Origin of the sequence: Marinobacter sp. CH_CUG1437-1 (genome assembly GCF_037029655.1) — a bacterium.
In the GTDB taxonomy this organism is placed as follows: Bacteria; Pseudomonadota; Gammaproteobacteria; order Pseudomonadales; family Oleiphilaceae; genus Marinobacter; species Marinobacter salsuginis.
This window is the reverse complement of record NZ_JAYMEW010000002.1, coordinates 270,785-287,352: the sequence shown is the minus strand read 5'-3', so window position 1 is coordinate 287,352 and position 16,568 is coordinate 270,785. Positions and strand designations below refer to the sequence as shown.

Annotated in this window: 13 protein-coding genes; 12 read left to right on the top strand and 1 reads right to left on the bottom strand. The window is 56.4% G+C overall.

Going from position 1 to position 16,568, the window contains the following annotated elements; translation table 11 throughout:
• The first annotated feature begins 103 nt into the window (after positions 1 to 103).
• The 7 genes from WA411_RS06730 to WA411_RS06700 all read left to right on the top strand — a co-directional run bounded on the left by WA411_RS06730 (position 104) and on the right by WA411_RS06700 (position 7,076).
• Positions 104 to 454, top strand: a complete 351-nt coding sequence (locus tag WA411_RS06730; RefSeq protein WP_008171779.1) for a PilZ domain-containing protein — start codon at positions 104 to 106, stop codon at positions 452 to 454.
• Between the two features lie 13 nt (positions 455 to 467).
• Positions 468 to 1,418 carry an alpha/beta fold hydrolase gene (locus WA411_RS06725; RefSeq protein WP_291910183.1) on the top strand — a complete coding sequence of 317 codons (951 nt, stop codon included), beginning with the start codon at positions 468 to 470 and terminating at the stop codon, positions 1,416 to 1,418.
• Positions 1,419 to 1,509: 91 nt separating this feature from the next.
• Positions 1,510 to 2,325, top strand: coding sequence for a DUF4892 domain-containing protein (locus WA411_RS06720; RefSeq protein WP_291910181.1), 816 nt, complete (start codon positions 1,510 to 1,512; stop codon positions 2,323 to 2,325).
• 5 nt (positions 2,326 to 2,330) lie between these two features.
• A complete protein-coding gene (locus WA411_RS06715; RefSeq protein WP_291910180.1) occupies positions 2,331 to 3,545 on the top strand; it encodes a patatin-like phospholipase family protein in 1,215 nt (404 codons plus the stop codon).
• Positions 3,546 to 3,640: 95 nt separating this feature from the next.
• Positions 3,641 to 4,543 (top strand): 50S ribosomal protein L3 N(5)-glutamine methyltransferase, encoded by a 903-nt coding sequence (gene prmB, locus WA411_RS06710; protein ID WP_291910178.1) that lies wholly within the window; start codon positions 3,641 to 3,643, stop codon positions 4,541 to 4,543.
• A 37-nt stretch (positions 4,544 to 4,580) separates the two neighbouring features.
• The gene (gene aroC / locus WA411_RS06705; protein WP_291910176.1) at positions 4,581 to 5,675 is read left to right on the top strand and encodes a chorismate synthase; all 1,095 of its coding nucleotides are present in this window, start codon (positions 4,581 to 4,583) and stop codon (positions 5,673 to 5,675) included.
• Between the two features lie 222 nt (positions 5,676 to 5,897).
• Positions 5,898 to 7,076, top strand: coding sequence for an MFS transporter (locus WA411_RS06700; RefSeq protein ID WP_336064779.1), 1,179 nt, complete (start codon positions 5,898 to 5,900; stop codon positions 7,074 to 7,076).
• Between the two features lie 3 nt (positions 7,077 to 7,079).
• Here WA411_RS06700 and WA411_RS06695 read toward each other — a convergent pair whose 3' ends face one another.
• A complete protein-coding gene (locus tag WA411_RS06695) occupies positions 7,080 to 7,952 on the bottom strand; it encodes a LysR family transcriptional regulator (RefSeq protein WP_291908801.1) in 873 nt (290 codons plus the stop codon).
• Between the two features lie 420 nt (positions 7,953 to 8,372).
• On the opposite strand from WA411_RS06695, the gene leuC reads away from it, so the two are divergent.
• The 5 genes from leuC to WA411_RS06670 all read left to right on the top strand — a co-directional run bounded on the left by leuC (position 8,373) and on the right by WA411_RS06670 (position 16,500).
• Positions 8,373 to 9,791, top strand: a complete 1,419-nt coding sequence (leuC, locus tag WA411_RS06690; protein WP_291908804.1) for a 3-isopropylmalate dehydratase large subunit — start codon at positions 8,373 to 8,375, stop codon at positions 9,789 to 9,791.
• A gap of 16 nt (positions 9,792 to 9,807) precedes the next feature.
• Positions 9,808 to 10,455, top strand: a complete 648-nt coding sequence (gene leuD, locus WA411_RS06685; RefSeq protein WP_291908807.1) for a 3-isopropylmalate dehydratase small subunit — start codon at positions 9,808 to 9,810, stop codon at positions 10,453 to 10,455.
• A 124-nt stretch (positions 10,456 to 10,579) separates the two neighbouring features.
• Positions 10,580 to 11,653, top strand: coding sequence for a 3-isopropylmalate dehydrogenase (gene leuB, locus WA411_RS06680; protein ID WP_069183534.1), 1,074 nt, complete (start codon positions 10,580 to 10,582; stop codon positions 11,651 to 11,653).
• 129 nt (positions 11,654 to 11,782) lie between these two features.
• Complete coding sequence (asd, locus tag WA411_RS06675) at positions 11,783 to 12,898, top strand: aspartate-semialdehyde dehydrogenase (protein ID WP_069183535.1); 1,116 nt, start codon at positions 11,783 to 11,785, stop codon at positions 12,896 to 12,898.
• Between the two features lie 314 nt (positions 12,899 to 13,212).
• Positions 13,213 to 16,500 (top strand): FimV/HubP family polar landmark protein, encoded by a 3,288-nt coding sequence (locus WA411_RS06670; protein WP_291908815.1) that lies wholly within the window; start codon positions 13,213 to 13,215, stop codon positions 16,498 to 16,500.
• Positions 16,501 to 16,568 lie beyond the last annotated feature (68 nt).

The following is a 16,568-nucleotide window of genomic DNA, read 5'->3' as shown; positions in this document are numbered from 1 at the left end:
GCAAGATTGCCCCTTTCGGGGCAACAGCTGCTATGATTCCGGAATGAAAGGGATTTTCAGATCCCGAAAACGTTCAATACGATCTTAGAGAAAGGTGTCAGTTATGGGGCCAGGATTTGGCGCGCGCAGTGGCATACTTACCCTGACAATCAAGGACAAGGCAGTGCTCTATGCCGCATACATGCCTTATATCCGCCAGGGTGGTCTGTTTATCCCGACCCAGAAGCAGTATCAACTGGGCGACGAGGTGTTTCTGCTTCTTAACCTGATGGACGAGCCTGAAAAGATCCCGGTTGCCGGCAAGGTCATATGGATAACGCCCAAGGGGGCCCAGGGTAACCGCGCAGCGGGCATCGGTGTCCAGTTCAATGGTGACGATGAAACGGCCCGGACCAAGATTGAATCCTATCTGGCAGGCTCGCTGAGTTCCGATCGCCCAACCCACACAATGTGAAGGCGGGGGTCGGATGAACGATATGGTGATTCCCACGGAGGCTTCCGGCAGCCAGCCAGAGCCTAGCGACACTCAGGGAACTACTCCGGCAGTCCGTGAGTCTGCCTGGAAACTCCGGCACATCACCCTGGCCGGTCTCAGTTGGCCCTCCGAGCCAGAGAGTCATGACAATACTCCTATCCTCATGCTGCATGGCTGGCTCGACAACAGTCTTACCTTCGTAAAGCTGGCACCGGAACTGACATCCCTTGGGCCGGTTTACGCCCTGGATTTCGCCGGGCATGGCCATTCCGGACACCGCCCGGAAGGCCAGAGTTATCTCTTGATGGATTATGTCGCCGATCTGGCTGAACTGGTTGAGCGCTATTTCCAGGAAACTCCGGATGGCAGGATCAACATAGTTGGTCACTCGCTTGGCGGAATTGTTGGCGCCCTGTATGCGGCAGCGTTCCCGGAACGGGTTCAGAATCTGGTGATGATCGATAGCCTGGGTGCCCTCAGTCGGCCGGTCAAAGAGACCATTCCCCAGCTGCGCAAGGCCATCAAAAAACGCATTGCAGGCTCGGGAAAGCAGGTTGTATACCCGGATATCGCCACTGCAGCCAAAGCCCGCGAGGGCGGATTGAGTCCGCTCAGCCCCGAAGCTGCGCTGACCCTGATTCCACGTAATATGAAACCTGAGGGAGATGGTTACGTCTGGCAGACCGATCCCCGGCTGCGACACCCCTCGCCGCTGATGATGACCGAAGATCAGGTGTTGGCCTCGCTGGCAGCGATAGACACCCGGGTGCTTTTTGTCAGAGCCGATCAGGGGCTTTTGTCGTACAGAAAGGACCTGGACAAACGTGCGGAAGCCATTGCGCACCTCCAGATTGTGAAAGTACCCGGGGGTCACCACTGCCATCTTGATGGCGAGACCGGTCCGGTTGTAACAGCCATCAGACAATTCCTGGAAAATGAGTAATCGCTTGCTGAAATTACTGTTCAAACGTTTTCTTGTTCTAACTCTCGGTTTCTTGGCGTTTTCGAATGTCTCACAGGCTGCGCCAGAAGATATGCCCGAGGCGTATCCGCAATCGACGCTTGAGGGCACCGTCCGGATTCAATCCTCGGGGCATCTGGTCTTGTTCAGCCCTGTAAGAGAGATCAATAACGAAATCCGCTCCGAATCCCTGGCTCGGCTACCTGTCACTGGCGAAGGGCGCCTGTATCGGATTGCCCGGGACTCCAGTCGGGAAGAGGCGCGGGACCATTATCTGGGCCTGTTGCGGCAGAGGAATGCCCAGATTCTTTTCGAGTGTTCCAGCATCCGGTGTGGACGAAGCAACGTCTGGGCAAACCAGATCTTCAACCAGGCCGTTCTCTATGGGCGTGATGCGACGCAGGATTATCTGGTTGCCGGCACCGTTGCGGAGGATGGCTCTCGCTGGCTGACCCTGGTTTATACGGTTACCCGGGGCAACTTGCGGGAGTATGTCTGGGTGGAACACCTGAAGGTGGAATCCGGAGCTACGATTCCGGGATTTGGCATTGGGACCAGTCGAGTTGAGGGGCCGATCATTGTTCCCTGGCAAGGTGGTGTGACTTATCGGTTTGACTGGCAGGCAACGGACCGCAGACGGGTGACCGACCTGGCCCGTGAAGAGGGTACAGTGGTTGTCCTGGTGGGCTATTCTGTACTGGAAACCGATGAATCGTTCGCTGAGTCGATGGAGCGTGCCCGTCTGGCCACAGAGTCGCTTGCGGAGGTGCTTTCGAAGACAGGTGTTTCACGCAACCAGCAGGAGATCATCGTGGTTGGCCCGGCAGGTGTCTTCAGTGATCCAGACAGGCAGGGCGATCGGGTAGAAGTGATAGTGATTACGAGGTAATGGTCATGGGCCCAACAAAGGACGACGACAAAGAGCAGAAGGACAAGCCCCCAGAGCACGATCCTCAGGACAATGTTTCCAAGGTCCTCAAAAGTTCGGATGTTTCTTCCACACATGCACCGGCCAATCCTGAAAAAGGGGATGACCGAAACAAGCCTCGCAAGACCGTCGCCCTGACGCTGGGAAGTGGCGGCGCCCGTGGGTATGCCCATATCGGTGCCATAGAAATTCTGGTAGAGCGTGGCTACGACATTGTTGCCATCTCTGGCTGCTCCATGGGCGCATTGATAGGCGGCATGTTCGGGGCCGGCAAGATGCAGGATTACAAGGACTGGGTCACGGGATTGGGCCAGTTTGATGTCCTGAAACTGCTGGACGTTACTTTCAATTCTGTTGGTGCTATTCGCGGAGAGAAGATCTTTTCGGTGGTCAGGGAAATGCTGGGCGACACCCGGATCGAGAACCTGCCTATCGCTTTTACCGCTGTTGCCACCGATCTGCTTGCCCACAAGGAAATCTGGTTCCAGGAAGGCCCGTTGGATCAGGCCATTCGCGCCTCAGTGGCTATTCCAAGCGTTGTCACGCCGCTGGTTCTGAACGGCCGGGTGCTTGTTGACGGGGCCTTGCTCAATCCGCTGCCGATCATCCCAACCATATCGTCCCACGCCGATATGATCGTGGCGGTTAACCTCAGCGGCGAGGATGACCGTAGACGGCGAATTCCGGACGCCGCATTCGCGCCCGCGGGGGATGATCACACGGACATGGACGAGTGGGTGGATACGATCCGCGAGAAAGCATCGCGTTGGTTCGACTGGGACACCCTGAAATCCCTGACGGCCCGAAAGCCGGACAACGGCGACAGCCCTGAAGAGAAAATCAGCCGAGCGGTGCATAAGAAAGAACATCAGAAGCAGCACGACAAGAAACCAACTGACAAGAAGAGTCAGGAAGAGCACGAAACCATCGATTGGGACAAGCTTGGCATTGGGAAATTTGATGTGATGAACCTCACCATCGAGACGATGCAGAGTGCGTTGGTGCAGTACAAAATTGCCGGATACCCACCCGATTTGCTGGTCAATATCCCCAAGAATGCCTGTCGGAGCTATGATTACCACAAAGCGCCGGAATTGATTCAACTGGGCAGGGAGCGAATGGCAGCTGCCCTGGATCGGTACGAGGAAAGCCGTAACAGCTCCGGCCCGATGGCGATCTGAGGCAATTGGCGACAGCCGTTGCGCGTGGGCTGCAGTTGGGCGGATAAACAGCGTATAATCCTGCGCTGACACGCTCTCGCACAGGATTTATGTTTGTGACCATCCCCATTGACGACCTTCACAGCGTTCGGGATTACCTTCGCTACGCCTCCTCAAAGTTTGCCGCTTCGCCTCTGTTTTTCGGCCACGGAACGGACAACGTCTGGGATGAGGCTGTTCAGCTGGTCATGCGTAGCCTGCATCTCCCTCTGGAAAACAACACCCTGTTCCTGGATGCCCGCCTGACCCGCGAAGAGCGAGAGTTGATTCTGGAGAGGATTGACCGCCGGGTAAACGAACGAGTGCCATTGGCCTACCTGTTGGGAGAGGCCTGGTTCATGGGCATGCCGTTCCATGTGGACCAAAGGGTACTGGTGCCGCGCTCTCCGATTGGTGAGCTGATTGAAAACGGTTTTCAGCCCTGGCTGGCGGATAAGCCGGTTGAACGGATCCTCGATCTCTGTACGGGAAGCGGCTGTATTGGCATTGGTGCTGCGTCCGTTTTCATCGAAGCGGAAGTGGACCTCTCGGACATCTCCGCAGATGCGCTGGAGGTAGCAGAATCGAATATTGAACTGCACGGAGTCCGGGAACGGGTTCGTACCGTACAGTCGGATGTCTTTGAAAATATAAAGGGCCGTTACGATATCATCGTAAGCAATCCGCCTTATGTTGATGCGGAAGATTTGTCCGGCATGCCGGATGAATACCGCCATGAGCCGGAACTCGGCCTTGCCGCAGGCGAAGATGGGCTGGATATCGCCCACCGTATTATTGCCGGTGCGGCTGACCATCTTACCCCTGGTGGACTTCTGGTTGTTGAGGTTGGTAACAGCTGGGCGGCAATGGATGAGGCCTATCCTGATCTTCCGCTGACCTGGTTGGAGTTCGAGAATGGCGGTGATGGCGTCTTTCTGATTACCGAACCGGATCTGCGTCATTGGCAGGCATCCAGTTAATCTGAATTCTCAATAAAGCTGAACAAGATACTGAATTATGTCGGGAAATTCTTTCGGAAAACTGTTTACGGTCACCTCATTCGGCGAAAGCCACGGGCCTGCATTGGGGTGCATTATTGATGGCTGTCCTCCCGGGCTCGAGCTCTCTGAGGCAGATATGCAGCGGGATCTTGATCGCCGCAAGCCTGGCACCTCCAGGCATACCACCCAGCGTCGGGAAGCGGATGAGGTGAGAATTCTCTCCGGTGTTTTTGAGGGTAAGACCACAGGCACTCCGATCGGTCTGATGATCGAGAATACCGACCAGCGTTCCAAGGATTATTCCAAGATCTCCGAACAGTTCCGACCGGCTCACGCCGACTATACCTACATGCACAAGTACGGAGTTCGGGATTACCGCGGTGGTGGTCGTTCTTCCGCCCGTGAGACTGCCATGCGTGTGGCTGCCGGCGCGGTTGCAAGGAAATTCCTGGAGCAACGCCTGGGAATCCGGATTCGCGGTTATCTGTCTCAACTGGGCCCAATCAAGGCCGAAAAGCTGGATTGGGAGCAGGTTCATCAGAACCCGTTTTTCTGCCCGGATACGGACAAGGTTGCCGAGATGGAAGCCTACATGGATGCACTCCGTAAGGAGGGGGATTCCATCGGTGCCCGTATTAACGTGGTTGCCGAGGGCGTGCCGCCAGGGCTTGGTGAGCCGATTTTTGATCGTCTGGATGCGGATCTGGCCCATGCACTCATGAGTATCAATGCTGTGAAGGGCGTGGAGATTGGCGCTGGATTTGATTGTATTGAGCAAAAGGGCACCGAGCACCGGGATGAGATGACGCCCGAAGGCTTCCTCTCGAACAATGCGGGTGGTGTGCTGGGCGGCATTTCATCGGGCCAGCCCATTGTGGCCAGTATTGCGCTTAAGCCCACATCGAGTCTGCGGTTGCCGGGGCGGGGTATTGATGTGAACGGCGATCCCTGTGAAGTGATCACCACCGGGCGGCATGATCCCTGTGTTGGTATCCGGGCAACGCCCATCGCCGAAGCGATGATGGCCATTGTGTTGATGGACCATTATCTGCGACACCGTGGGCAGAACGCCGACGTGTCTGTTTCTACGCCGGTGATTGGTCAGCTCTGACTCTGGCTCTGACTCTGATATTTGGTGGAGCTGGTGTAGCGGGATTGATTACCCAAAAAACGCCCGTAAATACGTCCCTGTAGGGCTTGGTCGCGCCGTCCCTGGCGCTCCACATTTTTGGGCAATCAATCCCGCCACACCAGCCAGACTATATCGATGCCCTCCTAATCTCCTCTGATGGCTCGGTTACGGTCGATGTAGGTCGGATTAGCCAAAGGCGTAATCCGACAAAACCCTATAAGAGGTTTCGTTATCTACTGGCGCCTTTCCAACCTCTATTTCTGGTTCTTCGCTCTCCTTGGTGGGCTCCTGCCATACTGGTCCCTTTACCTCGAAGGCCAGGGATTTTCCTATCTCCAGATCGCCACCCTGATGGCGACGATCCAGCTAACCAAAATTATTGCACCCAGTGTCTGGGGCTGGTTAGGAGATAAAACCGGACAACGGGTTCGTCTCGTCCGGTTCGGCGCCATCACCGGTTCGTTGTTCTTCGCCGGTGTGTTTATGGAACCGGGGTTCTTTGGGTTGCTGCTGGTGATGCTGGCGTTCACGTTTTTCTGGAATGCCATTCTGCCGCTGTATGAGGTGATCACCCTGCGAACCCTGGGTGAGCAGAAGGAAAAATACGGGCGGGTTCGGCTTTGGGGCTCGGTGGGGTTTATCGGAGCGGTAGCTCTGGTTGGCGGATTGTTGGAAATGGTGCCGATTCAGAACCTGCCTTGGCTTTTGCTGCCGGTATTTGCGGGCATTGCGGTGTCAGCCTTCCTGGTGCCGGCCGAGCGGGGCGAGCGAAAGCCGCCGGCACCGAAGGGAAGCCTGAAAGCCATCGTCACGCACCCGGCGGTGGTGACCTTCTTTTTAATGAACTTCCTCCTGCAGGTATCCCATGGTGCTTATTACACCTTCTTCAGCATTCATCTGGAACAGCACGGATACAGCAAACTGTCGATCGGTCTGTTGTGGTCTCTGGGTGTTTTTGCAGAGATTGCGCTGTTTCTGGTGATGCATCGGCTAACTCGCATTTTTACGGTGCGCCAGATTGCGGTTGGCGCTCTGACATTAACTATGATCCGCTGGATTTTGATTGCCGAGGTCACCGACGTTGTTGTCGTGCTGCTGTTCGCACAGCTGCTGCATGCGGCGTCTTATGGCGCATTGCATGCGATTTCGGTTCAGTACATCCAGGGCTTTTTCGGCAAGCATCATCACGGCCAGGGGCAGGCCCTTTACAGCGGCCTGACGTTTGGAGCTGGCGGCGCACTGGGTGCCTGGCTGTCGGGGTTTCTGGTGGATGGCTTCAGCACCTCGGCGGCCTTTTGGGGTGGTGCTGCCGCCATGGCAATTGCAATCGTGATCACTTGGCGAGGCCTGCGGCCGCCACCCGGGCCTGGTGAGGGTTGAAGTTCAGGCATTCTCTTCTTCCTGAACTATTTCCACCAGTGCCCGGGCAGCGTTGCTGAGCTGCCGCCCGGAGAGACCAATTCCACCAAGCACCCTCGAAACTCGCTTGCCCACCTCAAGCACCCTCAGGCTGTCATCAACCATGCGCAGGGGAAGAACACTCCAGCCCAGGCCAACGCTGGTCATCATTTTGATGGTTTCCAGGTAGTTGGTTGGCATCTGCGGATTCAGGTGTAGATTCGCTTCCAGAAACAGCCGGCTGACCACCCGGTATGTTGCGGTGCTGGTGTCCGGTAAAAGTGCAGGGTGGCCTGCGAGATCTGACAGTCCCGGGCGCTTTAGTGACGCCAGAGGATGCTCAGCACCGGCCACGAATACCATCTGGTCTGGCCATTGGGCGAAAACATGAAAACTGGGTTGCATGCTGTCGCTGAGTGTCACAAACGCGAGCTCGGCGTTGCGTTTTCGCATCTGTTCATAGGCGGCGTCGGATTCCATGAATTGCAGGTTGATGGACACCTGAGGGTATTCCCGCTTGAACCGTCGGAGCCAGTTCGGCAAATGGTGCAGGCCGATGTGGTGGCTGGCGATAATCTGAAGTTCACCCTCCACCTGTTCGGAGTCCGGCGATAACGCTACCCGGGCATTGTGGATTTCATCCAGTATTCGACGCGCATGCGGCAGCAGCCGGCTACCAGCATCGGTCAGCCGAATCTGTCGGTGGCTCCGGTCGATTAGGCTGGTGCCAAGCTGGTTTTCCAGTGCCGCCAGGCGTTTGGAGATGGCCGGCTGTGTCAGGTGCAGGGTTTCTGCGGCTTCTGAGAAGGAGCCCTGGTCGACGATTGTCAGAAAAGCTTTTAATGCGTTTGAGTCCACGGAAGGGTCCTCTGGCCTGGGGCTTGGGAGCAGGTTGCCTGGAGTGGCAAACCTCCCAAAACACGCCCGTAAATACATCCCTGTAGGGCTCGGTCGCGCCATCCCTGGCGCTCCACGGTTTTGGGAGGTTCGCCCCACCAGGCGCCCCCGGCATTATTGCGGGCTGCTCAATTGTCTGGGGAGCGGGTTGGGACAGCACTTTCAAAACCGTGGAGGGCCAGGGATGGCCCGATTCGAGCCCACATGGATGTGCTTGTAGGCGTGTTTTGAAAGTGCTGTCCCAACCCGGGACCTTCACCGAAGTATAACCAAAAAGGATGCCAAAGATAAAAAACATGAATTGAGGTTATCCGGCTTCAGGCGGTAAGATATCAGCATCAAACTTTAGAACCAGAAACCCCCAGAGAGTGAGAGAGAACCATGGCGGGCAAGACCTTATACGACAAATTGTGGGACGATCATCTCGTCAAACAGCGCGATGACGGCTCGGCGTTGATTTACATCGATCGCCAGTTGCTGCACGAAGTGACATCACCTCAGGCATTTGAAGGCCTGCGGCTGGCTGGACGGAAGCCATGGCGGATCGATGCCAACATTGCGACGCCGGACCATAACGTGCCCACCACGGATCGCGACCGCGGTGTCGAGGGCATTGTAGACCCGGTTTCCCGAATTCAGGTGGAAACGCTGGACAAGAACTGCGACGAGTTCGGAATTCTTGAGTTCAAGATCAAGGACCAGCGCCAGGGCATTGTGCACGTGATCGGGCCCGAACAGGGTGCAACCCTGCCAGGGATGAGCATCGTTTGTGGCGATTCCCACACCTCTACCCACGGCGCCTTTGGTTGCCTGGCTCATGGTATTGGTACCAGTGAGGTTGAGCATGTGCTGGCCACCCAGTGTCTCGTCCAGAAAAAGATGAAGAACATGCTGGTGAAGGTGAACGGCAAGCTGGGGCCTGGCGTTACCGGCAAGGATGTCGTGCTGGCCATCATAGGCAAGATCGGAACTGCCGGCGGCACTGGTTACGCCATCGAATTCGGCGGCGAGGCCATTCAGGGGCTGAGCATGGAAGGGCGGATGACCATCTGCAACATGTCCATCGAGGCCGGTGCACGGGTTGGTATGGTCGCGGTTGATGACACCACCATTGAGTATGTCCGCAATCGTCCATTCGGGCCCAAGGGTGAGCAATGGGATGCTGCGGTTGAGTACTGGCGCACCCTGCACAGCGACAGCGATGCGGTCTTCGACAAGGTTGTCGAGCTGGAAGGCTCGGAAATCCAGCCGCAGGTGAGCTGGGGTACGTCACCGGAAATGGTGGCAGGAATCGATGGCAAGGTGCCTGATCCGGAGCAGGAAGCCGATCCGATCAAGCGGGAAGGCATTGTTCGCGCCCTCAAGTACATGGGTTTGCAGCCCAATATGGCAATTACTGACATCAAGCTGGACCGGGTGTTTATCGGCTCCTGTACCAACAGCCGGATTGAAGACCTGCGCGAGGCAGCCGCCGTGGTCAAAGGCCGCAAGGTCTCTCCGATCCTGAAACAGGCCATGGTGGTGCCGGGGTCCGGGCTGGTAAAAGCCCAGGCGGAGCAGGAAGGGCTGGACAAGATCTTTATCGAAGCCGGACTGGAATGGCGTGATCCGGGCTGCTCCATGTGTCTGGCCATGAATGCCGACAAGCTGGGGCAGGGTGAGCATTGTGCCTCTACCTCTAACCGGAACTTCGAGGGTCGGCAGGGCTTCGGTGGGCGAACCCACCTGGTAAGCCCGGCGATGGCTGCCGCTGCCGCGGTAACCGGGCATTTCGTTGATGTCCGTGAGCTGATGAACTGATCCACAGGAGAGAACCATGCGCGCATTCAAGCAACATCAGGGCGTCGTCGCCCCCATGGACCGTTCCAATGTGGATACGGACATGATTATTCCGAAGCAGTTTCTGAAGTCCATCAAGCGCACCGGCTTTGGTCCGAACCTGTTTGATGAACTGCGATATATGGATGAGGGCAAGCCGGACCAGGATTGTTCCACTCGACCGATCAATCCTGATTTTGTCCTGAATCAGGATCGGTACAAGAACGCCAGTGTACTGTTGGCGCGGCGTAACTTTGGCTGTGGGTCGAGCCGCGAGCACGCGCCGTGGGCGTTGGAAGATTTCGGTTTCCGGGTGATCATCGCCCCGAGTTTTGCCGATATTTTCTATAATAACTGTTTTAAGAATGGTCTGTTACCCATTGTTCTTCCTGAGGATGTGGTCGACCAACTGTTCAAGGAAGTCGAACAGAGTGAAGGCTATCAACTGGCGGTCGATTTGGAAGCTAAAACCGTGACCACACCGGCCGGGGAAACCTTCACGTTTGAGGTGGATGATTTTCGTCGTCATTGCCTGCTGAACGGCCTCGACGACATTGGGGTCACTCTGGAAGATGCGGAGTTGATCCGATCTTACGAGGAAAGCCGCCGGAAGACGGCGCCCTGGTTATTTGGCGCTGGCAGCTGATCTTAGTGTCGGATTACGCTGGCGCTAATCCGACCTACCTGTCATCTCGCAGGAATACCCGAAAACGTAGGTCGGATTAGCCGGTGGCGTAATCCGACATTGAGGAATAGAACAAGGAAACAACATGTCCAGAACAATCCTGATGCTCCCAGGCGACGGTATCGGTCCGGAAATCGTTGCCGAAGCGGAGAAGGTACTTCATAAGATTAACGATCAGTTCAATCTGGGTCTGAGCTTCGAGTCCGGCCTCGTGGGCGGCGCGGCGATTGATGAGGCCGACACGCCGCTGCCGGATGAAACCCTTGAGAAGGCAACCAGGGCCGATGCGATTCTATTGGGCGCTGTTGGCGGCCCCCAGTGGGACAGCCTGCCGATGGCTAAGCGCCCCGAAAAAGGCCTGTTGGGCCTGCGCTCCAACCTTGAGCTCTTCGCCAATCTGCGCCCGGCCATTCTTTATCCGCAGCTGGCCTCTGCCTCCTCCCTGAAGCCCGAGGTTGTTTCCGGTCTGGATATCATGATCGTCCGCGAACTGACCGGTGGAATCTATTTCGGTCAGCCTCGTGGCGTGCGTGAGCTTGAGAGCGGTGAACGCCAGGGCTACAACACTTACGCCTACACCGAATCGGAAATTCGTCGTATTGGTCGCGTTGCCTTTGAGGCCGCCCAGCAGAGGGGCAAGAAACTGTGCTCTGTGGACAAGGCCAACGTGCTGGAAGTAACTGTTCTGTGGCGCGAAATCATGAACGATTTGCGCCGGGAATATCCGGATGTCGAGCTGTCTCATATGTATGTGGACAATGCCGCCATGCAACTGGTCCGCGCACCCAAGCAGTTCGATGTGATTGTGACTGGAAACATGTTTGGTGATATTCTCTCCGACGAAGCGGCTATGCTCACCGGCTCCATTGGCATGTTGCCATCGGCGTCGCTGAACTCGGAAAAGCAGGGTATGTATGAGCCCTGCCACGGGTCTGCGCCGGATATTGCCGGCCAGGGTATTGCCAATCCGCTGGCCACTATCCTCAGTGCCGCCATGATGCTGCGGTACAGTCTGAATGAGGAAAAAGCCGCTGAAGCTATTGAAGCGGCGGTCAGCAAGGTTCTGGATCAGGGGCTGCGTACTGCGGACATCATGTCCGAGGGCGCGAAGAAGGTCTCCACCCGGGAAATGGGTGAGGCGGTTCTGGCAGCGCTGTAAAGCCGAGGCCCCGGCCAGTGTATTTGAGACCCGACGGCAACGGGACGCAGTTGCCGCGGGATCATCCATCCTGTCCCTGCCAGCGATAAAGGTAGAGGGCGGGCATAAAACGAGGTCTAAAGATCGCACATGAAGCGAGTTGGACTTGTAGGTTGGCGTGGCATGGTGGGCTCGGTCCTCATGCAGCGCATGCGTGAAGAAAACGATTTCGCCGACATCGAACCGGTGTTTTTCACCACTTCCCAGGCTGGCAAGCCTGCACCGGACGTAGGTAAGGAAGGCGTTCCGCCTCTTCAGGACGCTTTTGACGTCGAGATTCTGAAAACCATGGATGTGATCGTGACCTGTCAGGGTGGCGACTACACCGGTGCGGTTTATCAGAAGCTGCGGGACGCCGGTTGGGAAGGCTACTGGATAGATGCAGCCTCCACGCTCCGGATGGTCGACCATTCCGTGATTGTTCTGGATCCGGTCAACCGTAACGTGATTGATGCCGCCCTTGAGAAAGGCGTCAAGGATTACATCGGTGGCAACTGCACCGTGAGCCTTATGATGCTCGCCCTTGGTGGCCTGCTGGAGCAGGATCTGATTGAGTGGGTCTCACCCATGACCTACCAGGCGGCTTCCGGATCTGGCGCACAGAATATGCGCGAGCTGCTGAACCAGATGGGCGAGCTCAATCAAAGCGTGAAATCCGAGCTGGATGATCCGTCCTCCGCGATTCTGGAGATCGACCGCAAGGTAACCGAAACCATGCGTTCGGATGGTTTCCCGACCGAGCACTTCCAGGTGCCCCTGGCGGGCAGCCTGATTCCGTTTATCGACAAGCAGCTCGACAACGGAATGAGCAAGGAAGAGTGGAAAGCGGGTGTTGAGACCAACAAGATTCTTGGTCGCTCCGATAACCCGATTCCCATTGATGGTATCTGTGTGCGGATCGGCGCGATGCGCTCCCACAGCCAGGCGCTGACCATCAAGCTCAAGAAGGATCTGCCGGTTTCTGAAATCGAATCGATCCTTGCCAAAGCGAACGACTGGGTGAAGGTCATTCCCAATGATCGCGATGCGACCATCGAGGAACTGACCCCGGCGAAGGTGACAGGCACATTGAGCGTGCCGATTGGCCGCATCCGTAAACTGACCATGGGACCGGAATACATTTCTGCGTTCACCGTGGGCGATCAGTTGCTTTGGGGTGCTGCTGAGCCACTGCGTCGGATGCTCCGGATCCTTCAGGAGCGTTAAAAATTGTTACACAGAGGCAATAAATGCCAACTGTGTCCGGTTTCAGTGAACCGGTAATGGGGCGGAGGCTGATTTCAGCCTCCGCCCCTGTTATTTTCAAGAGCGCTAGGTAGTTCCGCGCGATTGATAAAAAAATGGTACAAGGATTGCGGCTGATTGATTGATAAAAGAGGTTTTATCAACAATACTTGCCGGACTGAAAATTAAAAAGAACACATAATAACGAGAATGATCCAGACGGAAGTCATCCAACCTCGTCCGATTCTGTTTGAAAGAGAGCAGTAACGAATAACGGAGACTGGAAAGGAAAAAGCATGAAGGTACGCAAGCTTGCGGTTGCCCTGGCTCTGGCGGGAGGGCTCGGATCCGGCGTCGCACAGGCCCTGGGGCTGGGTGAAATTGAACTTCAGTCCTATCTGAACGAGCCACTGGATGCAGAAATTGTTCTGCCCCAAAGCCGTGGCGTCAATCCAGCGGACGTGTTCGTCAACATTGCTTCGGAACAGGCATACGAGCGGGTGGGGCTGGATCGCAACCAGTTTCTCAGCAAGCTTCGTTTCCAGGTGGTAACCGGCAACGATGGCAGTCTCATTGTCAATGTCTCCTCCCGGGAACCACTCAGGGAGCCGTACCTGAACTTCCTGCTTGAATTGACCTGGCCAAGCGGCCGGTTAATGCGGGAATACGCGGTGCTTGTGGATCCGCCCGTCTACGCGGAAGAGTCTGGCGTGCAGGAGCAGGTCAGTACTCCAACAGTGACTACGACTCGGGCAACCAGTCAGCCGAGCACCACCCGCAGTGCCGAGTCAGTGCGTCGTCAGCAACAGGCCGAGCGCTCCCTCAGCACCGGATATCAGGCCAATACCTTCGGGCCCACAGGTGCTTCGGACACTCTCTGGACCATCGCTTCCCAGGTGCGTCCTGACAATAGCGTTTCCATGCAGCAGGTCATGCTGGCAATCCAGGACCTCAATCCAGACGCTTTCATTGGTAATAACATTAACCGCCTGAAGCGCGGTGAAGTCCTGCGAGTGCCCTCTCTCGATCAGATCCAGAGCCGGACTCGTGCTGAGGCGACCCGTCTGGTTGCCCAGCAGAATGAAGCATTCCAGGCTCCCCAGCGTACGGTGGACGCAACCGCTCAGCGGCAACCAGAACCTTCAGCTCAGCAAGAGGCTGCTTCCGGTGGCGATGAACTGAAACTGGTGGTCTCCGAGGAAACCGGCACCGAGTCGAGCGAAAGTGGCTCTGCGGGCGGTGACAGCGAACTGCCCGGCGGCGTTGATGTGGGCACAGCAGTCGCAATGGAAGAGCTTGAAAGCGCTCGTCGCGAAAATGACGAGCTGAACAGCCGTGTGGAGGATCTTCAGGATCAGGTTCAGACCCTCCAGCGGCTGCTTGAGCTGAAGAACACTCAGCTTGCTGAAATGCAGCAGGCAACCGGCGCCGAACCTACTGAGCCGGCAGAGTCACTTGAAGGTGAGGTTGCGGATTCGGCGGCAGACGAAGCGATGGCTCCGGAAGGTACCGAAGCAGCAGACGAGGTTCCTGAAGGAGAAGCGTCCGTAGCCGTTGATGCCGACATGACGGATGGTGACGCAGAAGATTCCGAAGGCTCTGCCGAACCTGCAGAAATGGCTGAGTCTGATGCCATGGCTGATGAAACCAGCACCATGGCTGAGCCGGGTGAAGGAACTGATGAGCAGGCAATTGCGGAGGCTGGCGAAGCTCCGGAAGAGTCAGCGATGGCAGGTGCAGAAGAGCCGGCTAGTGCGGAAGCTGATGAACCCGTTGAGGAAACCGCTGCTGCAGCGCCAGCTGCGTCGGAGCCAGATCAGGCACAGGAGCCTGCACCCAAACCAGCACCCCAGGCACCCGCGGCTGATAAGGGCTTCCCGGGTAACGTCATCGATGCCATTACAGGTAATCCGATGTATCAGATTGCCCTGGGTGGCGGTCTGATTCTTCTTCTACTGCTGCTTCTGTTGCTTGCCCGTCGCAATGCAAACCGGGAAAAGGCGTTTTATGAGCAGCTCAACAGTGAAGCTGACGAGGGAGCTGACTCGTTCGACCTGAGCCTGGATGAGGAGGATCAGGAATCGGCCGCAGGCGACGCCCTTGCAGAGGCGGATTCCTACATAGCCTATGGCCAGCATGATCAGGCGGCGCAAACCCTGGAGACTGCAATCTCTCGCGAGCCCAGCCGTACTGATCTGCGCCTGAAGCTTCTGGGTGTCTATGCAGACACTCAGGACCGCGATTCCTTTGAGAAGCAGTTCGGTGAGATTGAGGCGTTGGAAGACGACGAGGCGCTGACAAGTGCCAACGAACTGCGGGCCCGGTTGGAGGAAGCCGAGTCGATGCCCAGCATCGATGATCTCGAATCGCAATTGCGTTCGGATTCCTTCGCAACCTCTTACGACTCGGAAGACACTGGTGAAGAGCCGGAAGAAACGCAGGATAAGCCGGAATCCGAAGAGCTTCTTGCGGATCAATTCGATTCCGAGCGCGAAGAGCCTGTCGAGAATGAATTCGGTGACTTCGACTCTGATCTATCCGAGACTGACCTTTCCGATTTCGAGCTGAATGAATTCGACGAGCAGGAGACTGCCGAGGCTTCCGAAGGTGAAGAGGCTGAAGGCGGTAAGGAAGAGAGCCCCGACGACATGATCGAATACGATCTGTCTGGCCTCGAACTGGAGTCTGATGAAGAAAAGGCTGTGGCTGAAGACGCCTCGGAACTGGAAGAATCCGGTGATTGGGACCTGTCTTCCGAGTTCGACGAGAGTACTGAAGAGTCATCTGTTGCAGAACAGGGGCTTGGTGAATCCGAAGAAGACCTGAGCCTGGATCTCGAAGAGGGTGATCTTGCCGATAGCGATCTGTCTGAGGAGCAATCAACGACCGAGCCGGAAGCGTCGACTGAAGAGCTTGCAGAGTCGGATGCTGAGGCGGACATTGATTCACTGGACGAATCCTTCCTGGATGAACTGGACGCCGAACTGGACAAGGTCGCCGGCGAAGAAGACGAGCTCGGCGGCAGCGAGATTGAAGAATCTTCGCTGGACGATCTTGAGCTTGATGTCTCTGACGAAGATCTGGCCCTGATGGAGGAGTTCTCCGACTCTGCAGATTCGGCCAATCCTGAGGAAACTGAAGAAGCGTCTCTCGACGAAGAGCTTGGTCTTGAAGATGCCCTTGGTGAGGGCGATGCGGACGAAGCCAATCCAGAGCAATCTGTAGAGGGTGCCGAGGAACTCGAACAGCAGGGTATCACCGAGGAACTGGAAGAATCTGACGCCGCGGCAAGTGACGAGGCAACTTCGGAAGAAGACCTGGATCTGCCGGTGGCTTCCGATGAAGTTTCTGATGGATCAGGTAAAGCACAGACCGCCGATATTGAAGAAAGCGAGCTCGGTGACGAAGATGACTTTGATTTCCTCGCAGGCACCGACGAGGCGGCCACCAAACTCGATCTTGCACGGGCATACATCGAGATGGGCGATGCTGACGGAGCCCGCGATATCCTTGAGGAAGTTGCACTGGAAGGAAACGAAGATCAGAAAGCGGAGGCGCAGGACCTCCTTAAAAATCTGTCCTGATTCGTTATAATCGGATCTGACAGGCAGCAAGCGCCGGCTGCCGGGTAAACACCCGGCAACAAGCCGGC

Coding starts and splice junctions, on each gene's coding strand:
- WA411_RS06730 (WP_008171779.1), top strand. CDS start 104: ATGGGGCCAGGATTTGGCGCGCGCAGTGGCATACTTACCCTGACAATC.
- WA411_RS06725 (WP_291910183.1), top strand. CDS start 468: ATGAACGATATGGTGATTCCCACGGAGGCTTCCGGCAGCCAGCCAGAG.
- WA411_RS06720 (WP_291910181.1), top strand. CDS start 1,510: ATGCCCGAGGCGTATCCGCAATCGACGCTTGAGGGCACCGTCCGGATT.
- WA411_RS06715 (WP_291910180.1), top strand. CDS start 2,331: ATGGGCCCAACAAAGGACGACGACAAAGAGCAGAAGGACAAGCCCCCA.
- aroC (WP_291910176.1), top strand. CDS start 4,581: ATGTCGGGAAATTCTTTCGGAAAACTGTTTACGGTCACCTCATTCGGC.
- leuC (WP_291908804.1), top strand. CDS start 8,373: ATGGCGGGCAAGACCTTATACGACAAATTGTGGGACGATCATCTCGTC.
- leuD (WP_291908807.1), top strand. CDS start 9,808: ATGCGCGCATTCAAGCAACATCAGGGCGTCGTCGCCCCCATGGACCGT.
- leuB (WP_069183534.1), top strand. CDS start 10,580: ATGTCCAGAACAATCCTGATGCTCCCAGGCGACGGTATCGGTCCGGAA.
- asd (WP_069183535.1), top strand. CDS start 11,783: ATGAAGCGAGTTGGACTTGTAGGTTGGCGTGGCATGGTGGGCTCGGTC.
- WA411_RS06670 (WP_291908815.1), top strand. CDS start 13,213: ATGAAGGTACGCAAGCTTGCGGTTGCCCTGGCTCTGGCGGGAGGGCTC.